We start from the raw sequence: 16,064 nt of genomic DNA, 5'->3' as shown, positions 1-16,064 counted from the left end.
AAGAACGGTCATTGCTCCTAATGAAGCTGACGATATATTTGTTCAGCGAGTGTTAAGGAGACGCCTTCAACACTGGCGATCTCTTCGATGCTGGCATTGGAGACACCCTTTAAGCCACCAAAACGAGCCAACAACTTTTGACGACGCTTGGCACCAATGCCCTCAATCTCCTCTAGACGGGAGATAGTCCTAGCCTTAGCGCGTTTAGCGCGCATACCAGTAATGGCGAAGCGGTGCGCCTCATCCCGTATTTGGGCTACCAATAGCAATGCCGCACTATCAATACCCAACTCCAACGCCTTACGTCCATCTGCAAAAATGAGTGTTTCCAGTCCAACCTTGCGACCTTCGCCCTTAGCAACGCCCACAATCAATCCAACGTCCATGCCAAATTCAGAAAGAACTTGTCTTGCCATTTCTACCTGGCCTTTGCCGCCGTCAATCAAAATCACTTGAGGAATCTTTTCAACAGGCAGCTCTTGAAAATTGGCATAGCGTCTCTGCAAGACCTGGCGCATAGCTGCGTAATCATCACCTGGTGTGATGTCATTAATATTGAACCGTCGATACTCACTCGATTGCATTGCGTTTTTGGCATACACCACACAAGATGCTTGGGTTGCTTCACCAGAGGTGTGGCTAATATCAAAACATTCGATGCGCAACTGCTCAAGACTTTCCAATTCGAGGCTCAAGATATCAGCCAATGCACGTGCCCTAGCTAACTGCCCACCCGTCTCAACTAAGCGTTTAGTAAGTGCAATCTTCGCATTTCCCTCCGCCATCCCAAGCCAGTGACGTCTTTGACCTTGAGGTTGATGCAAGAAAGTAATTTTTCTGCCAGCTTGTGCATTTAATAACTCGTGTAAATCTTCTGGGGGAGATTCATTAAGCTGAGCAAGGTCGTCGCTTGCTGATTGCAGGGCATGATTTAGAACGAGAACCGGTGGAATTAAATTCGCAGCAGTCTCATCGGCATGCTCTTCTAAATAATGCTGAGTAATGAAGGCTTCTAGTATTTCTGCTGGGGATGGCAACTCACCGGAAGTGGAGCGCAAACCTTTGGGGAAATACGCCCTATCACCCAAATGACGACCACCACGAATCATTGCTAAGTTCACGCAAACCATACCTTCCATTTGCGCTACTGCAATCACATCCACATCACCCTCACCCTCAGCAACGGTATCCATCGACTGTTGCTGTAACACACTAGATAAGTCAGCGATGCGATCGCGTAATACCGCAGCCATCTCAAACTCCATTGCTTCGCTATGCTTGTGCATATCTTTTTCAAGCTCAGACAAGACTCGGCTGTGATCACCCTCTAAAAATCGAGTAGCTTGAGCAACATCTTGTCCATACTGTTCAACACTAAGGCGACCGACGCATGGGGCACTGCAGCGATGAATTTGATGCAAGAGGCAAGGACGGCTGCGATTCTTAAATACAGAATCCTCACAAGTTCTTAAGCGGAATACTTTTTGAAGAATCTGCACACTATTGCGCACTGCCCAACTATTCGGAAATGGCCCAAAATAATGATTGCGCTTATCCACCTTACCGCGATATGAAGCCAATCTTGGGAACTGGTGCCCCGTTAACATGACATACGGATAAGACTTGTCATCACGAAACAAAATATTAAATGGTGGAGCCAACTCTTTAATGAGATTGTTCTCTAGAATAAGAGCTTCAGTTTCAGTCCGTGTTACCGTTGTCTCATAGCGGGCAATTTTGCCCACCATCAGTTCGATACGTGGTGATAACTGGGTACGCTGAAAATAACTTGAGACACGCTTTTTGAGGTTGCGAGCTTTGCCTACATACAGAATATGCCCCGCTTCATCAAAAAAGCGATATACCCCCGGCAATCCGGGTAGCCGTTTAACATCCTGCTGAAGGGTTTCGAAAAGCGAATTACTCATGCGTTGGGATATTTTCTGCCAAATCGTTGATAACTATGGTGATGCCGGTGTTTGCTGGCGTCTAGCCCGAAGCTTATCAAGCATTCATGGGCAAGAGGTCCGTATTTTTTGCGATGACCTGCCAACCCTTAATTTACTCGCATCAGGAGTAGATCCATCCATAAAGCAAAAAATTGATTTCCAGCCATGGGAAGCTAGCTACGCTAACGCTCGTCACCCAGTACAAATGCCCGATGTTGTGATTGAGGCTTTTGGCTGTGAATTGCCAGAACGTTACTTGGCAGGCCTATTCATTGCTCCAATCAAACCCATCATCATTAACTTGGAATACTTGAGCGCAGAGCCCTGGGTAATTGATTTTCATGGCAAAGCGTCACCCCAGTCACACGGCATTCCGAAATATTTTTTCTTTCCCGGCTTTCAGAATGAGGTGGGTGGGCTATTACTGGATCCCATCCCACCAGAAGATCATCTTGTGGCAAAAAATATTCCTGGCGACCTGAAGGCTACATGGTCCAAGTTGCGTCCTGGTGCAAAACGGATCAGCATCTTTTGCTACCCCGGCGCTCCTCTCAAAAAATGGCTAGCTGACTTAGGACGTCTTGGTGAAGATGTTGATGTCTTGCTTGCCCATGGTCATGCTGAGCAACTCAGCCTTTATGGGGAGCAACCGATCTCTCTGCCCAACAATATCCAGTTGCTCTCGATGCCATTCGTATCTCAGGATGAATATGACTGGGTGCTATCGCAATGCGACTTCAACATTGTGCGGGGAGAAGATTCTTTTGTACGTGCTCAGCTTGCGGGAAAACCATTCATTTGGCATATCTACCCACAAGAAGATCGTGCCCATGAGGTGAAATTAGCGGCTTTTCTGGACCTCTACCTGGAGGAGGCTAGCCAAGGGTTAAGGCTAGCTACGATTGCCGCCATGACCTGGGCAATGCCCAGCGAATGGTTTAAGGACCTAAACAGTTGGAATACACATGCCAAGCACTGGCGCACCCATTTACTGGAAAAACACGCGGATGGCGGCTTGCCAGCGCGTTTAATCCGCTTTGTCGCCTAATCCCAAGCAATAAAGGCTTGCGGGCGGTTACAATCTTGTTTTTGATAAAAACCGCAGAAAATTAGCTCTGCCCCCAGGAATAGCAAGATGAAAACAGCACAAGAACTCCGCGTTGGTAACGTAGTCATGATTGGTACTGATGCCCAGGTCGTTTTAAAGGCCGAATACAGCCGCTCTGGCCGCAACTCCTCTGTTGTGAAAATGAAATTTAAGAATTTGTTAACTGGTGCGCCAAACGAAGGCGTTTACAAAGCGGATGACAAGTTTGATGTTGTGATTCTCGATAAGAAAGAATGTACTTACTCTTACTTCGCAGATCCAATGTATGTATTTATGGATACTGAATACAACCAGTACGAAGTTGAAGCTGAGTTCATGGGTGATGCATTGAACTACCTCGAAGAAAGCATGCCATGCGAAGTAGTGTTCTACGAAGGTAAAGCACTCTCAGTAGCAATGCCTAACTCATTGGTTCGTGAAATCATTTACACAGAGCCAGCAGTTAAAGGTGATACCAGCTCAGGCAAGGTATTGAAGAACGCAAAATTAGCTACCGGCTATGAATTGCAAGTTCCATTGTTCTGCAACACTGGCGACAAAATCGAGATCGATACTCGCACTGGTGAATACCGTAGCCGCGCTAACTAATTAGCGAACTACGAAAGTTAAAAAGCCCGGCATGCCGGGCTTTTTTTATCGCAGCAATTATTTTATGCAATCAGCTTTAACTGCTCAAGCAAGCCTTTTGCATGTTGATATTCAACTTCGCCTTGAAGGACTTCCCAATTAGGCGCTACAGCAGTTGGCATCAAGCGATTTAAACGAGCTTTAGATTCGCTGAGCTTGGCTTTTGATACCTTCAATTTAGAGAGTAGCTGATCTGCCAAATCAGGACGATTACAAATTAATACCGCATCGCAACCAGCCTCTAGCGCCATCTCTGCGCCCTTCACTACCGATCCAGCAACACTAGCGCCTTCCATGGATAGGTCGTCGCTAAAGATCACACCTTCAAAGCCTAATTCTTGACGCAGAATGGAGTGGAGCCAGATCTTTGAAAATCCTGCTGGGTTCTTATCCACCTTCGGATAAATCACATGTGCCGGCATGACTGAAGCCAAACTCAAATCCAACCACTCATACGGCTTAGCATCATCATTCAAGATTTCTTTTAAGGAGCGCTCGTCTACCGGAATGGCTACATGCGAATCCGCCTCAGCCCAGCCATGTCCAGGGAAGTGCTTGCCACAGTTGGCCATGCCAGCAAGACGCAAACCTTCATTTAAACTTTTTGCTAGAGCAAAGACTATTTGTGGATCACGACTAAAAGATCGATCGCCAATCACTCCACTGCGACCAAAATCTAAATCCAGTACCGGGGTAAAACTAAAGTCAACACCACAGGCACGCAACTCAGCGGCAAGCACATACCCACAGGCTGTTGCTGCAGCCATTGCGATAGCAGCAGATTCTGCAGCGTGAGTGGATTTATTTTTGGCTCCCCACAATTCACCCAATTTGCGCATTGCTGGTAAATGGGTAAAGCCATCGGATTTAGCGCGCTGTACTCGACCGCCCTCATGATCAATGGATATAAGCACATCGGGGCGCAGCTTCTTAATGGCAGCGGTTAATTTGGTGAGTTGCTGACGATTGGCGAAGTTTCTACCAAATAAAATGACGCCGCCAGTCAGGGGATGCAAGATGCGTCGACGATCCTCGACATTTAATTCCAGACCAACAACATCCAGGGTGACTGGGCCAGGGACCATGGTTAAAGTACTCATTTATTCCTCTATTTCAACTGTATTTTTTACTTACTTTTGAGTAACGATGACATGCGCAATTGCCATATCTTGTTCATCGCTCACAGTAACGTGAGCTTCCCAATTTTTTTCTTTCATAAATAGTGCCAAAGCTCCTAAGTAAGAAGTGATTGGTTTGCCACTAGGCTCATTTAGGGTTTGAAGTGAACGCCAGGTCATCGGCATTCTCATACCAAGCCCAATCGCTTTTGAAAAGGCCTCCTTAGCGGCAAAACGCGTAGCTAAGAATGCAATCCCGCGCTTATGATTTCTGGCAAGGCGATGTTTAAATACCAGCATTTCATCTGGTCCCAGAATTTTTTCAGCTAGACGGCCATTGGTGCGATCGTAAGCTGCTTGTAAGCGCTCAATCTGCAGAATATCTGTGCCGATGCCGATGATCATGGATGTCAGTAGTTTTTATTATTGACTCTTAAGTGATGGCTCTGCCCTGAGCCATCAAGGCTTTCATGTCGATGATTGCTTTTTGCCAGCCCTTAAATAAGGCCTCAGCAACAATCGCATGGCCAATATTGAGTTCAGATAATTCAGTAATGGCAGCTACTAGTTTGACATTACCTTCATGTAAGCCATGACCCGCATTCACTCTCAGGCCGATACTTTTTCCAAATATCGCAGCCTTACGAATACGCTCCAACTCTTTTGCTTGCTCAGCTCCAGACAAATCGGCGTAACGACCTGTATGCAATTCCACTACGGTTGCACCAACTTCTTTAGCTGCTTGGATTTGTTTTTCTTCTGGATCAATAAATAGAGATACCCGAATACCAGCATCAACTAATTTTTTTGTAGCGGATTTCACTGCCTCAAAATGTCCCAAGACATCCAGTCCACCTTCCGTTGTGACCTCTTCCCGTTTCTCCGGAACTAAGCAAACATCGTGTGGCTTAACCTTACATGCGATATCAATCATCTCGGGCGTTACCGCACACTCTAAGTTCATGCGCGTTTTAATTAGTGGACGCAGTGCTAATAAATCCGCATCTTTAATATGTCGACGATCTTCTCGTAAATGCAGGGTAATGAGATCTGCTCCCGCCTCCTCAGCCAGAGCTGCCGCCCTTAATGGATCAGGATAGACGGTGCCGCGTGCATTACGCAAAGTGGCAACGTGATCGATATTGATACCCAGTTCAAGGCTTGGATGGCTGCTCATCTCTGTAGATTACTAGATTTTCTTCAAATCAATCAAAATTTGGCGGGTTGTTAAGACTTGATCCTGTAAATGCAGGCCAAGCAGAAAGCGCATCAATTGCTTACTCTCAGACAATGTCTCGGGATCAGAGAAATCCCCCGCCGCAATCGCTAAAAGAGATTTCCCAGTGAGAACGGGCCAATGTCCTGGATCATCCACTTGAACTGGGCGAACACCCCGCTCTGGTTGATAGATGTATTGCTCTTGAGCCAGGGGCGCTTCATTGGTTTCAACGCAGCGATCCAAGGCAGCCGCATAACCCGTCTCTTGCAAGAGTGCCAATTCAAATGGACGCAAAATCTCTTCTAAGCCCTTAGACTCGAACTCCAGATTTGATAAAGCATTAATAGTCTCGGAATAGCGATCGTAAAGCCTTTCGTAATCATCTTCACGCGCTAAAAACTTGACGAGTAATTCATTGAGATAGAAGCCGCAGAGCAAAGCATCGCCAACCAAAGAAGGCATACCCCCCACCCACTCCGACTTCGTTAAGGTACGCAACTCTGATTTACCGCTCCAAGAGACTAGCAGCGGTTGAAAGCGCTGCAATACTGGTCTTAGTGTGGAGTGTGGACGCTTGGCGCCCTTGGCAATCAAAGCCATACGACCATATTGCCGAGTAAAGACATCCAGAATTAAGCTGGTCTCTTTATAGGGAATGCTATGCAATACAAAAGCAGGCTCGTCAGCAATGCGAATCGAGGCCATCGGAACTTATTCCAGTCCTTGGGCCCGAAGTTCGGCACGATCGTCTGCCCAGCCACGTTTGACTTTCACCCAAGTCTCTAAAAAAACTTTGCCATCGAAGAGCTTTTCCATATCGATGCGAGCATCAGTTGAAATCTTCTTGAGACGCTCACCCTTTTGACCAATGATCATTGCCTTGTGACTATCGCGATCAACCAAAATGGTTGCGGCAATGCGACGCATCTTGCCATCCATCTTGAACTGGTCGATGACTACCGTGCTGGTGTAAGGCAGTTCTTCACCAGTAAAGCGGAATACTTTTTCACGCAGAATCTCAGCAGCCAGGAAGCGTTCACTACGGTCAGTGATGGTATCACCATCGTAGACAGCTGGCGCCTCAGGTAAATAGCCCTCAAGTACATCCAGTAATCTTTCAATATCGCCAGGACTCTTAGCGCTCATTGGCACGATCTCAGCAAACTCACACTTCTGATCTTCATGGCCACCTAGTTCGCACCAAGGGCGAGCCATATCTTTAATGAAGCTAAGAAGTGCTTGGTCACGCTCTGATGGAGTCTGAAAGCGACTATTAAACAAATCTAATTTATTTAAAACCAGTACAACCGGCAAGTCATCTGGCAGTAGCTTTAATACCTTTTTATCATCTTCACCAAAGTACCCAGCCTCAACCACGAAGCAAGCGACATTCACGTCCTGTAAGGCAGTGGTGACAGTACGATTCAGCGCTTTATTTAAGGTGTTCATTAAACGCGTCTGAAAGCCTGGGGTATCAATAAAGATGAACTGCGCTTCTTCGCGATTCTGAATTCCCAAAATACGATGACGCGTAGTTTGCGCCTTGCGAGAGGTAATACTGATCTTCTGACCAACCAATGCATTCAGAAGAGTTGATTTACCCATATTAGGACGCCCAACAATGGCGATGGTGCCGCATCTAAACACGATTAGCCCTTCAGCTTAAGATTGAACTGCTCTTCAGTCACTTCTTTTTTAGCCGCCTTCTTCTTGGCCGACCGAGTCTTCTTGGGTTTACGAGATTCTTGCGGCAAAGCCTTGAGCATTGCAATCAAAGCCAACTTTGCTGCGGCTTGCTCAGCAGCACGACGCGAGGCACCCTCACCCTTGACTGCCACTTTATGGCTAGGGATCAAACACTCCACTTCAAACTGCTGGTTGTGTGCAGCGCCAGTAGTGCCAGTAACGTTATAGGTCGGCAATGGCAATTGATAGCCTTGCAAGCATTCTTGCAATAAAGTTTTGTCGTCCTTACCTAAGGTTTTAGGATCAACGTGTGCCAAGATAATGGAATACAGCTTACGTAAGCTGGCCTTAGCTGCTTCAAAACCACCATCCATAAAGATCGCACCAGTTACTGCCTCTAAGGTATCAGCAAGAATAGAGGGACGACGGAAGCCACCGCTCTTCAACTCACCTTCGCCCAGGCGCAAGTAATCAGACAAGGATAAAGTTTGGGCAATTTCGTATAAAGCTTGTTGCTTTACTAAGTTTGCACGTACGCGAGAGAGGTCGCCCTCATCCAGGTCCGAATAACGCTCATAGAGCATTTCCGCAACAACGCAATTCAGAATAGAGTCACCCAGAAACTCCAAGCGCTCGTTATTTTTCTTGCTATGACTGCGATGAGTCAATGCTTGATTTAGTAGCTCCGACTTCTTGAAGGTGTAGCCAAGGCGCTCTTGCAGCGGTCCAGTTTCGATAACGGCGCGCGCATTCATAATATTTACTCGAATCCGCCTATGCGGCCAAGATTGCCTAGATTAAGCCAAACAAAGAAGGCTTTGCCAACAATGTTTTTATCCGGTACAAAGCCCCAGTAACGTGAGTCTGCGCTGTTATCACGGTTATCACCCATCGCAAAGTAATGCCCTGCGGGCACCTTGCAAGTCACGCCTGACTGTTGGTACTGGCAGAACTCAGAACCCGGAAAACGCTCAGTCGGAAATACGGTGGCTGGACGATCTGGGTCATTGAGGATGTCATGACGATTGCCACCTAAATCTGCCGGGTAGGTTTCTGTGAAACGTTTGGCATAGCGCATATTCTCAGGATCGAGATACGGCTCACCGCCACTATATTGCAAGGGCTGCCCATTAATAATCAAGCGCTTATTTTCATAAGTGATTTCATCGCCTGGCAATGCCACTACACGCTTGATGTAATCCACCGATTCATCACGGGGGTAGCGAAATACGACAACATCGCCACGCTTAGGCGAACCCAAATCAACGACTTTTTGATTGAGCACCGGCAAACGAATTCCATAGGTAAATTTATTTACCAAAATGAAGTCACCGATTTGTAATGTAGGAATCATTGAGCCGGAAGGAATCTTGAAAGGCTCAGCAATAAAAGAGCGCAATACAAATACTGCACAAATAACTGGGAAGAAGCCTGCGGTGTATTCAAGCCACAAAGGCATACGGTCAATACCAGCCAAACGTCTTTGCGGGGCAAAGTGCAATTTGTCAGCAACCCAAGCGATTCCAGAAACAATCACCAAAATAAAAAGGACTAGAGCAAAGTTCATTAATCCTCCACCTGCAGAATAGCCAAGAAGGCTTCTTGTGGAATTTCCACGTTACCTACTTGCTTCATACGTTTCTTACCTTCTTTTTGCTTCTCTAATAACTTACGCTTACGGGAGATGTCACCGCCGTAGCACTTTGCCAACACGTTCTTGCGCAATGCCTTGACGTTTTCACGCGCAACAATATTGCTACCAATCGCTGCCTGAATAGCCACATCGAACATTTGACGAGGAATAATGCCGCGCATCTTGGCCACCACTTCGCGCCCACGATGTTGACTATTACTGCGGTGAACAATCACAGAGAGGGCATCTACCCGCTCACTATTAATCAGGATATCGACCTTAACAACATCTGCTGGGCGATATTCTTTGAACTCGTAATCCATTGAGGCATATCCGCGTGAGATGGATTTCATTTTGTCAAAGAAGTCCAAAACAATCTCGGCCATCGGCAACTCGTAAGTGAGTTTGACCTGACGACCTAAGTAGTTCATATCCATCTGAATACCACGCTTACCTACGCACAAGGTAATCATCGCCCCTACATACTCTTGCGGCATGTATAAATTAACGGTCACGATAGGCTCAAGAATCGTATTGATCTTGCTGGCCTCAGGCATCTTCGACGGGTTATCCACCATCATGAGCGTGCCATCAGACTGCTCCACTTGATACACCACCGTTGGAGCAGTCGTGATGAGATTCATGCCGTACTGACGCTCTAAACGCTCTTGCACAATCTCCATGTGCAACAAACCTAAGAAGCCGCAGCGGAATCCAAAACCAAGAGCCTGAGATACCTCTGGCTCATACAAGAGTGAAGCATCATTTAGCTTGAGCTTCTCAAGGGATTCGCGCAACTGATCGTATTCACTCGCTTCTACTGGATATAGGCCAGCAAAAACTTGGGGCTTCACTTCTTTAAAACCAGGTAGTGGCTCAGCCGCAGGAACGCGCCCTTGCTGCCCGGGAGTATGTGTCACGGTGTCGCCAACCTTGGCAGCTTTTAATTCTTTAATGCCGGCAATCACAAAGCCCACTTGACCAGCAGATAACTCTGGACGATCTACTGACTTCGGACTAAACACACCTACATGCTCGACTAAATGGCTTGAACCATTGGCCATCAAGGTAATTTTTTCTTTTGGTTTTAGAGTGCCATTCACAACGCGCACCAACATGACAACGCCTACGTAATTGTCAAACCAGGAGTCAATAATCAAGGCTTGCAATGGATCTTCTGCATTACCCTTTGGCGGCGGCACTCTGGCGATCATTTCCTCGATGACATCCGCAACACCCAAACCTGTTTTGGCTGAGCAGGTGACGGCCTCAGAAGCATCGATACCAATGACGTCTTCAATTTCTTTTTTGGCGCGCTCAGGATCGGCTTGCGGCAAGTCTATCTTGTTGAGTACTGGTACAACCTCAACACCTAACTCAAGCGCCATGTAACAGTTGGCAACTGTTTGCGCTTCAACACCTTGACTGGCATCTACGACTAACAAGGCACCTTCACAGGCAGACAAAGAGCGACTGACCTCATAAGAGAAGTCAACGTGTCCTGGGGTGTCAATCAGGTTGATGTGGTAAATCTTGCCGTCTTTGGCTTTGTAATTTAACGCTGCGGTTTGCGCCTTAATAGTGATGCCGCGCTCACGCTCAATATCCATTGAGTCTAGAACTTGTGCTTCCATTTCACGATCAGAGAGACCGCCGCAGAGTTGAATAATGCGATCAGCAAGCGTCGATTTGCCGTGATCGATATGGGCGATGATAGAAAAATTGCGGATTAAATCCATAGCGTCTTAATAGGTCATTCAAAAAACGCCTTGTCAGAACGCACCACGATGATGCGCTGCAAAAAGTCGTCTTAAAGTGATTGTAATGGGTGGCGCCTAAAAGGCGCCAAACCCCTTTTTTAGGCCCAAAATGGGGTTATTTAGGCCTTACAGGAACGACTAAAGTGCTGTCAGCGCGGCGGATAAAGACCGGTACAGCCTTATTAGCGTCCAAACCCTTAACTAGAGCCTCAAACTGCTTAACGCTCGTAATATCGGCATCTGCCACCCGAATAATGACGTCACCTGGTCGAATCCCCGCTTTTGCCAAAGGGCCATCCCCTAACCCGGTCACTTCAACCCCGCCCTTGATATTCAAATCCTTCTTTTTGGCATCCGATAGTTCACCAACAACAACTCCCAGGGTATTGGCGCTATTGCCATTTGCCGCAGGGGCATCTGCCTTTTTATTAGCCGCCTGAGTAGATTCGGTATCAGTTACAGTGACCGTTAAATCACGGGCTCCGCCTTTACGCCAAACTTGTACTGGCACAGAAGTGCCTGGCTTGGTTTCACCTACGACTCTAGGCAAATCGGTGGACTTAGAAATATCTTTGCCATTGAAGCTCAGAATCACATCGCCCGCCTCAATTCCACCGGCGGCTGCAGGGCCACCTGGTTCAACGTTACGAACATAAGCACCACGTGGTTTGCCTAAGCCTAAACTCTCAGCTACCTCTTTCGTCATCTCACCCAAAGCAACACCAATGCGCCCGCGAGAAATCTTTCCGGATGTACGCAATTGATCTGCAACACGCATTGCCTCATCAATCGGAATTGCAAAAGAGATCCCCATATAGCCACCAGAGCGACTAAATATTTGTGAGTTGATACCAATCACTTGACCAGCAGTATTTAAAAGTGGGCCACCAGAGTTTCCAGGATTCACAGCTACGTCAGTCTGAATAAAGGGTAAGTAGTCACCTGTATCGCGACTCTTCGCCGACACAATACCTGCAGTCACCGTATTCTCAAGGCCGAACGGGGAGCCAATTGCCAGGACCCACTCACCTACTCGCACCTTGGATGAGTCACCTAAAGGTAGCTTTGGTAAATCACGCGCTTCAATTTTGACGACTGCAACATCGGTACGCTTATCCATGCCAAGTAACTTTGCTTTGAACTCGCGCTTATCAGTCAGGGTTACATAAATAGTGGTGGCGCCCTCAACAACATGAGCATTAGTCAAAATCAAACCATTGGATTCAATAATGAAACCAGAGCCTACGCCACGATCTGCTTCTTGCGGCTTGCCTGGATTAGGTTGCGCTGGTTTAGGTCCGTTTGGAATTCCCGGAATAGGTACGCCAAAGAAACGGCGGAAAAATTCCGCCTGATCTTCTGGCATCCCAGGTATGCCACCTTGCACTTGCTGCACTACTACTTTTTCAGTAGTACGAATATTGACGACCGCAGGACTAGCGCGTTCAACCAAATCCGCAAAGTCAGGAATGGTGACTCGAGGATTTTGAGCTAACGCAGGTGGAATAAACGCAACTTGCCCCAGACCAAAGATAGCCAAGAGCGCAATTAAATACTTTTTCATAATGCTATAGACCTACTTGGTGAAAACCAACAAAGAAGATATTAAGAATATTAGGTCAGTTTGCCAAAAATCAAGGTACCGTTAGTACCCCCAAAGCCAAAATTGTTTTTGACTGCATGGTCAATCTTCACATCCCTAGCGGTATTGGCGCAGTAGTCCAGGTCGCACTCAGGATCTTGATTGAAGATATTGATAGTAGGTGGTGATTTTTGGTTATGAAGGGCCAAAATCGTGAAAACAGACTCCAAGCCACCGGCGCCGCCCAAAAGGTGGCCAGTCATCGACTTGGTAGAGTTTATTAAAGCCTTTTTGGCATGATCGCCCAAAGCCGCTTTAATCGCTTCGGTTTCATTCTTGTCGCCCAAAGGCGTAGAAGTTCCGTGAGCATTTAAATACTGAATTTGATCTGGATTGAGTTTGGCATCACGCATTGCATTCACCATGCAACGACGGGGGCCATCCATATTTGGTGCAGTCATATGATAAGCATCACCACTCATACCAAAGCCCAGTAATTCGCAATAGATTTTTGCTCCGCGAGCTTTAGCGTGCTCATACTCTTCAATCACAACAACACCTGCGCCCTCACCCAGAACAAAACCATCGCGGTCTTTATCCCAAGGGCGTGACGCAGTAGCAGGATCATCGTTGCGGGTAGAAAGCGCTCTTGCAGAAGCAAAGCCGCCAACGCCTAATGCAGAGATAGTTGATTCAGCACCACCAGCAACCATCACATCCGCGTCGCCATACTGAATTAAGCGAGCAGCTAAACCGATGCTGTGCAATCCAGTAGTACACGCAGTTACCGCAGCAACGTTTGGACCTTTAAGGCCAAACAAAATACTGAGGTGCCCAGAAATCATATTGATGATGGAGCCTGGAACAAAGAACGGTGAAATACGACGGGGGCCGCGAGCCAACAACTCAGCACCCGTTGCCTCAATCATTGGCAAGCCACCGATACCGGAGCCAACCATGACGCCAATGCGCTCAGCGTTTTGTTCGGTAATCTCTAAACCACTGTCGCGAATGGCTTGCGTACCAGCGGCAATGCCGTAATGGATAAAGGTATCCATATGGCGCGCCTCTTTGGCAGAAACATATTCCTCGACATTGAAATCTTTCACCTCTCCAGCGAAATGAACGCTAAGCGGAGTGTGGTCAAACTTGGTGATGGTAGCAATACCTGATTTGCCCGCAAGCAAATTAGACCAAGCTACATCAACCGAATTACCAACAGGTGAGATAAGACCAAGGCCGGTAACTACTACCCGGCGTCGGCCATTTGATGCTGACACAGTAATACCTAGGCTAGGGAATTAACCCTGAGCTTTTGATGTAGCGAAGTCGATCGCGAGCTGAACTGTGGTGATCTTTTCAGCTTCCTCATCAGGAATTTCGATGCCGAATTCATCTTCCAAAGCCATAACCAGCTCAACAGTGTCAAGAGAGTCAGCGCCCAAGTCGTTCACAAAAGAAGATTCATTCTTGATGTCTCCTTCAGCGACGCCCAATTGCTCGGCGACGATTTTCTTAACGCGTTGTTCGATGTTGTCCATTAATTTCCCCAGGGGTTGTAAAAAACGATGAGAGGATTTTATCAGTTTGGCGGACCGAATTAGCAAATTCGCCTAAAAATGACCAAATCCTGGCTTTGCCGTTAGGCTAAATAGAGTCCGCCATTGACGTGGAGGGTATTACCCGTAATATAACCAGCAGCTGGAGAGGCCAAAAAGGCCACCGCTTGGGCGACATCCTCAGGACTACCCAAACGCGCCAAAGGAATGTTCACTTTTAGGGCATTTTGCTGTTCTTCGCTCAAGGCACGGGTCATATCAGTATCAATAAATCCAGGAGCTACGCAATTCACAGTGATATTACGGCTACCGATCTCACGGGCTAAAGCACGAGTCATACCTGAAACCCCCGCCTTTGCAGCAGCGTAATTTGCCTGACCAGGATTACCCATATGGCCGACAATTGAAGTGATATTAATAATGCGGCCACCACGAGCCTTCATCATGGGACGCATCACTGCTTGAGAAAGACGGAAGACTGAACTCAGGTTGGTATCAATCACATCAGTCCACTCTTCAGACTTCATGCGCATTGCTAAATTGTCACGAGTGATGCCAGCGTTATTCACCAAGATATTGATGCCGCCATACTCTTTGACGATCAGATCAATAATTTCTTCACAAGCATTTGGGGCAGTCACATTCAATACTTTGCCAGCACCGCCTGAAGCTTTTAAACGCTCATCAATCGCTTTAGCTCCACTCTCGGATGTAGCCGTTCCAATTACCTTGGCGCCACACTTAACTAGCTCATCCGCGATTGCCTGACCAATACCGCGTGAGGCGCCAGTTACTAAAGCAATTTGTCCGCTTAAGTCGAGATTCATATTTGTCTTCCGCTGTTTTGAGTACTTCTTAATTTTATTTAATCTGGATTTTATTTCAGGCTTGCTAGAACTTCATTCAAGCTAGCTTCGTCAAATACTGGTACACCAGTCACTTGATCGTTAATACGCTTGGTAAGGCCTGCTAATACTTTGCCAGGACCACACTCCACTACCTGAGTAATACCTTGAGAAGCGATAGCCTGAATGGTTTCCTGCCAACGAACAGGCTTGGCAGCTTGACGCACTAAGGCATCTTTAATAGCTGCAGGGTCATTCAATACCTCAACATCCACATTATTGATAACGGAAATGGTTGGCGCTTTAAATTCAATATTGGCTAAGTAGCCTTTGAGTTTTTCAGAGGCTGGTTGCAGTAAAGAAGAATGGAATGGTGCAGATACTGGCAACGGCAAGGCACGCTTAGCGCCAGCAGCCTTCAATAATTCACATGCTTTAGTAACGGCATCACTTGCACCAGCAATCACTACTTGACCAGGGGCATTGAAGTTGACGGCCTCAACAACACCGCCAGAAGCAGCGCTTGCTTCAGCACAAACCTGAATCACGATTGCATCATCCAAGCCGAGAATCGCAGCCATACCGCCTGTACCTACCGGTACAGCAGTTTGCATTGCTTCAGCACGAAAGCGCACCAATGGAACAGCATCTTTAAAAGAAATAACGCCAGACGCAACCAAGGCAGAGTACTCACCAAGGCTATGACCTGCCATTACCTTGGGCGCAGATCCACCTGCTGCCAACCAGGCTCGATAAAAGGCAACGCCCGCAGTCAACATCACAGGCTGAGTATTCGTGGTTAATGACAGCGCCTCTGCAGGGCCTTCAGAAATCAGCTTTGCAACGTCCTCACCTAATGCCTCAGAAGCCTCTTGCAATGTTGCACGCACTTCCGGGCGCTCAGAAATGGAATTGAGCATGCCAACGGATTGAGAGCCTTGACCTGGAAATACAAATGCAAATGTCATGTGATTAATT

The 16,064-nt window shown here is 47.1% G+C and carries 16 protein-coding genes; 2 read left to right on the top strand and 14 right to left on the bottom strand.

The features are described 5' to 3' along the window. Positions 1 to 17: 17 nt before the first annotated feature. On the bottom strand, positions 18 to 1,928 hold the full coding sequence (gene uvrC, locus ICV90_RS02390; protein ID WP_215359400.1) for an excinuclease ABC subunit UvrC: 1,911 nt from the start codon (positions 1,926 to 1,928) through the stop codon (positions 18 to 20). Between uvrC and earP the strand changes: the two genes are divergently transcribed. Both earP and efp read left to right on the top strand, forming a co-directional pair. After that, a complete protein-coding gene (gene earP / locus ICV90_RS02385) occupies positions 1,927 to 2,997 on the top strand; it encodes an elongation factor P maturation arginine rhamnosyltransferase EarP (RefSeq protein WP_215359398.1) in 1,071 nt (356 codons plus the stop codon). The two genes, uvrC and earP, sit on opposite strands and share 2 nt — an antisense overlap. Before the next feature lie 87 nt (positions 2,998 to 3,084). Further along, positions 3,085 to 3,645, top strand: coding sequence for an elongation factor P (efp, locus tag ICV90_RS02380; RefSeq protein ID WP_072583128.1), 561 nt, complete (start codon positions 3,085 to 3,087; stop codon positions 3,643 to 3,645). 62 nt (positions 3,646 to 3,707) lie between these two features. Here efp and nagZ read toward each other — a convergent pair whose 3' ends face one another. The 13 genes from nagZ to fabD all read right to left on the bottom strand — a co-directional run bounded on the left by nagZ (position 3,708) and on the right by fabD (position 16,054). Then, the gene (nagZ, locus tag ICV90_RS02375) at positions 3,708 to 4,784 is read right to left on the bottom strand and encodes a beta-N-acetylhexosaminidase (protein WP_215359396.1); all 1,077 of its coding nucleotides are present in this window, start codon (positions 4,782 to 4,784) and stop codon (positions 3,708 to 3,710) included. Between the two features lie 30 nt (positions 4,785 to 4,814). Next, a complete protein-coding gene (gene acpS / locus ICV90_RS02370; protein ID WP_215359394.1) occupies positions 4,815 to 5,207 on the bottom strand; it encodes a holo-ACP synthase in 393 nt (130 codons plus the stop codon). Between the two features lie 28 nt (positions 5,208 to 5,235). After that, positions 5,236 to 5,979, bottom strand: coding sequence for a pyridoxine 5'-phosphate synthase (gene pdxJ / locus ICV90_RS02365; protein WP_215359392.1), 744 nt, complete (start codon positions 5,977 to 5,979; stop codon positions 5,236 to 5,238). Between the two features lie 12 nt (positions 5,980 to 5,991). Further along, the gene (recO, locus tag ICV90_RS02360) at positions 5,992 to 6,726 is read right to left on the bottom strand and encodes a DNA repair protein RecO (protein ID WP_215359390.1); all 735 of its coding nucleotides are present in this window, start codon (positions 6,724 to 6,726) and stop codon (positions 5,992 to 5,994) included. A gap of 6 nt (positions 6,727 to 6,732) precedes the next feature. After that, complete coding sequence (gene era, locus ICV90_RS02355; protein WP_251367811.1) at positions 6,733 to 7,626, bottom strand: GTPase Era; 894 nt, start codon at positions 7,624 to 7,626, stop codon at positions 6,733 to 6,735. A gap of 44 nt (positions 7,627 to 7,670) precedes the next feature. After that, entirely contained in the window at positions 7,671 to 8,462 is a 792-nt protein-coding gene (rnc, locus tag ICV90_RS02350) for a ribonuclease III (RefSeq protein WP_215359385.1), read from the bottom strand. Between the two features lie 5 nt (positions 8,463 to 8,467). After that, complete coding sequence (lepB, locus tag ICV90_RS02345; RefSeq protein WP_215359384.1) at positions 8,468 to 9,274, bottom strand: signal peptidase I; 807 nt, start codon at positions 9,272 to 9,274, stop codon at positions 8,468 to 8,470. Next, on the bottom strand, positions 9,274 to 11,079 hold the full coding sequence (lepA, locus tag ICV90_RS02340) for a translation elongation factor 4 (RefSeq protein ID WP_215359382.1): 1,806 nt from the start codon (positions 11,077 to 11,079) through the stop codon (positions 9,274 to 9,276). The genes lepB and lepA overlap by 1 nt, the downstream gene beginning before the upstream one ends. Before the next feature lie 136 nt (positions 11,080 to 11,215). Beyond that, positions 11,216 to 12,664, bottom strand: a complete 1,449-nt coding sequence (locus tag ICV90_RS02335; RefSeq protein WP_215359380.1) for a DegQ family serine endoprotease — start codon at positions 12,662 to 12,664, stop codon at positions 11,216 to 11,218. 50 nt (positions 12,665 to 12,714) lie between these two features. Next, complete coding sequence (fabF, locus tag ICV90_RS02330; protein WP_215359378.1) at positions 12,715 to 13,962, bottom strand: beta-ketoacyl-ACP synthase II; 1,248 nt, start codon at positions 13,960 to 13,962, stop codon at positions 12,715 to 12,717. Between the two features lie 21 nt (positions 13,963 to 13,983). Then, entirely contained in the window at positions 13,984 to 14,223 is a 240-nt protein-coding gene (gene acpP, locus ICV90_RS02325; protein WP_011902246.1) for an acyl carrier protein, read from the bottom strand. A gap of 101 nt (positions 14,224 to 14,324) precedes the next feature. Continuing rightward, positions 14,325 to 15,068, bottom strand: a complete 744-nt coding sequence (fabG, locus tag ICV90_RS02320; RefSeq protein ID WP_215359376.1) for a 3-oxoacyl-ACP reductase FabG — start codon at positions 15,066 to 15,068, stop codon at positions 14,325 to 14,327. Positions 15,069 to 15,118: 50 nt separating this feature from the next. After that, positions 15,119 to 16,054 carry an ACP S-malonyltransferase gene (gene fabD / locus ICV90_RS02315; protein WP_215359375.1) on the bottom strand — a complete coding sequence of 312 codons (936 nt, stop codon included), beginning with the start codon at positions 16,052 to 16,054 and terminating at the stop codon, positions 15,119 to 15,121. Positions 16,055 to 16,064: the final 10 nt, after the last annotated feature.

Source organism: Polynucleobacter sp. JS-JIR-II-b4 (assembly GCF_018687815.1).
Taxonomy (GTDB): Bacteria; Pseudomonadota; Gammaproteobacteria; order Burkholderiales; family Burkholderiaceae; genus Polynucleobacter.
The sequence above is the reverse complement of the archived record's forward strand: the minus strand, read 5'-3'. Positions and strand labels throughout refer to the sequence as shown.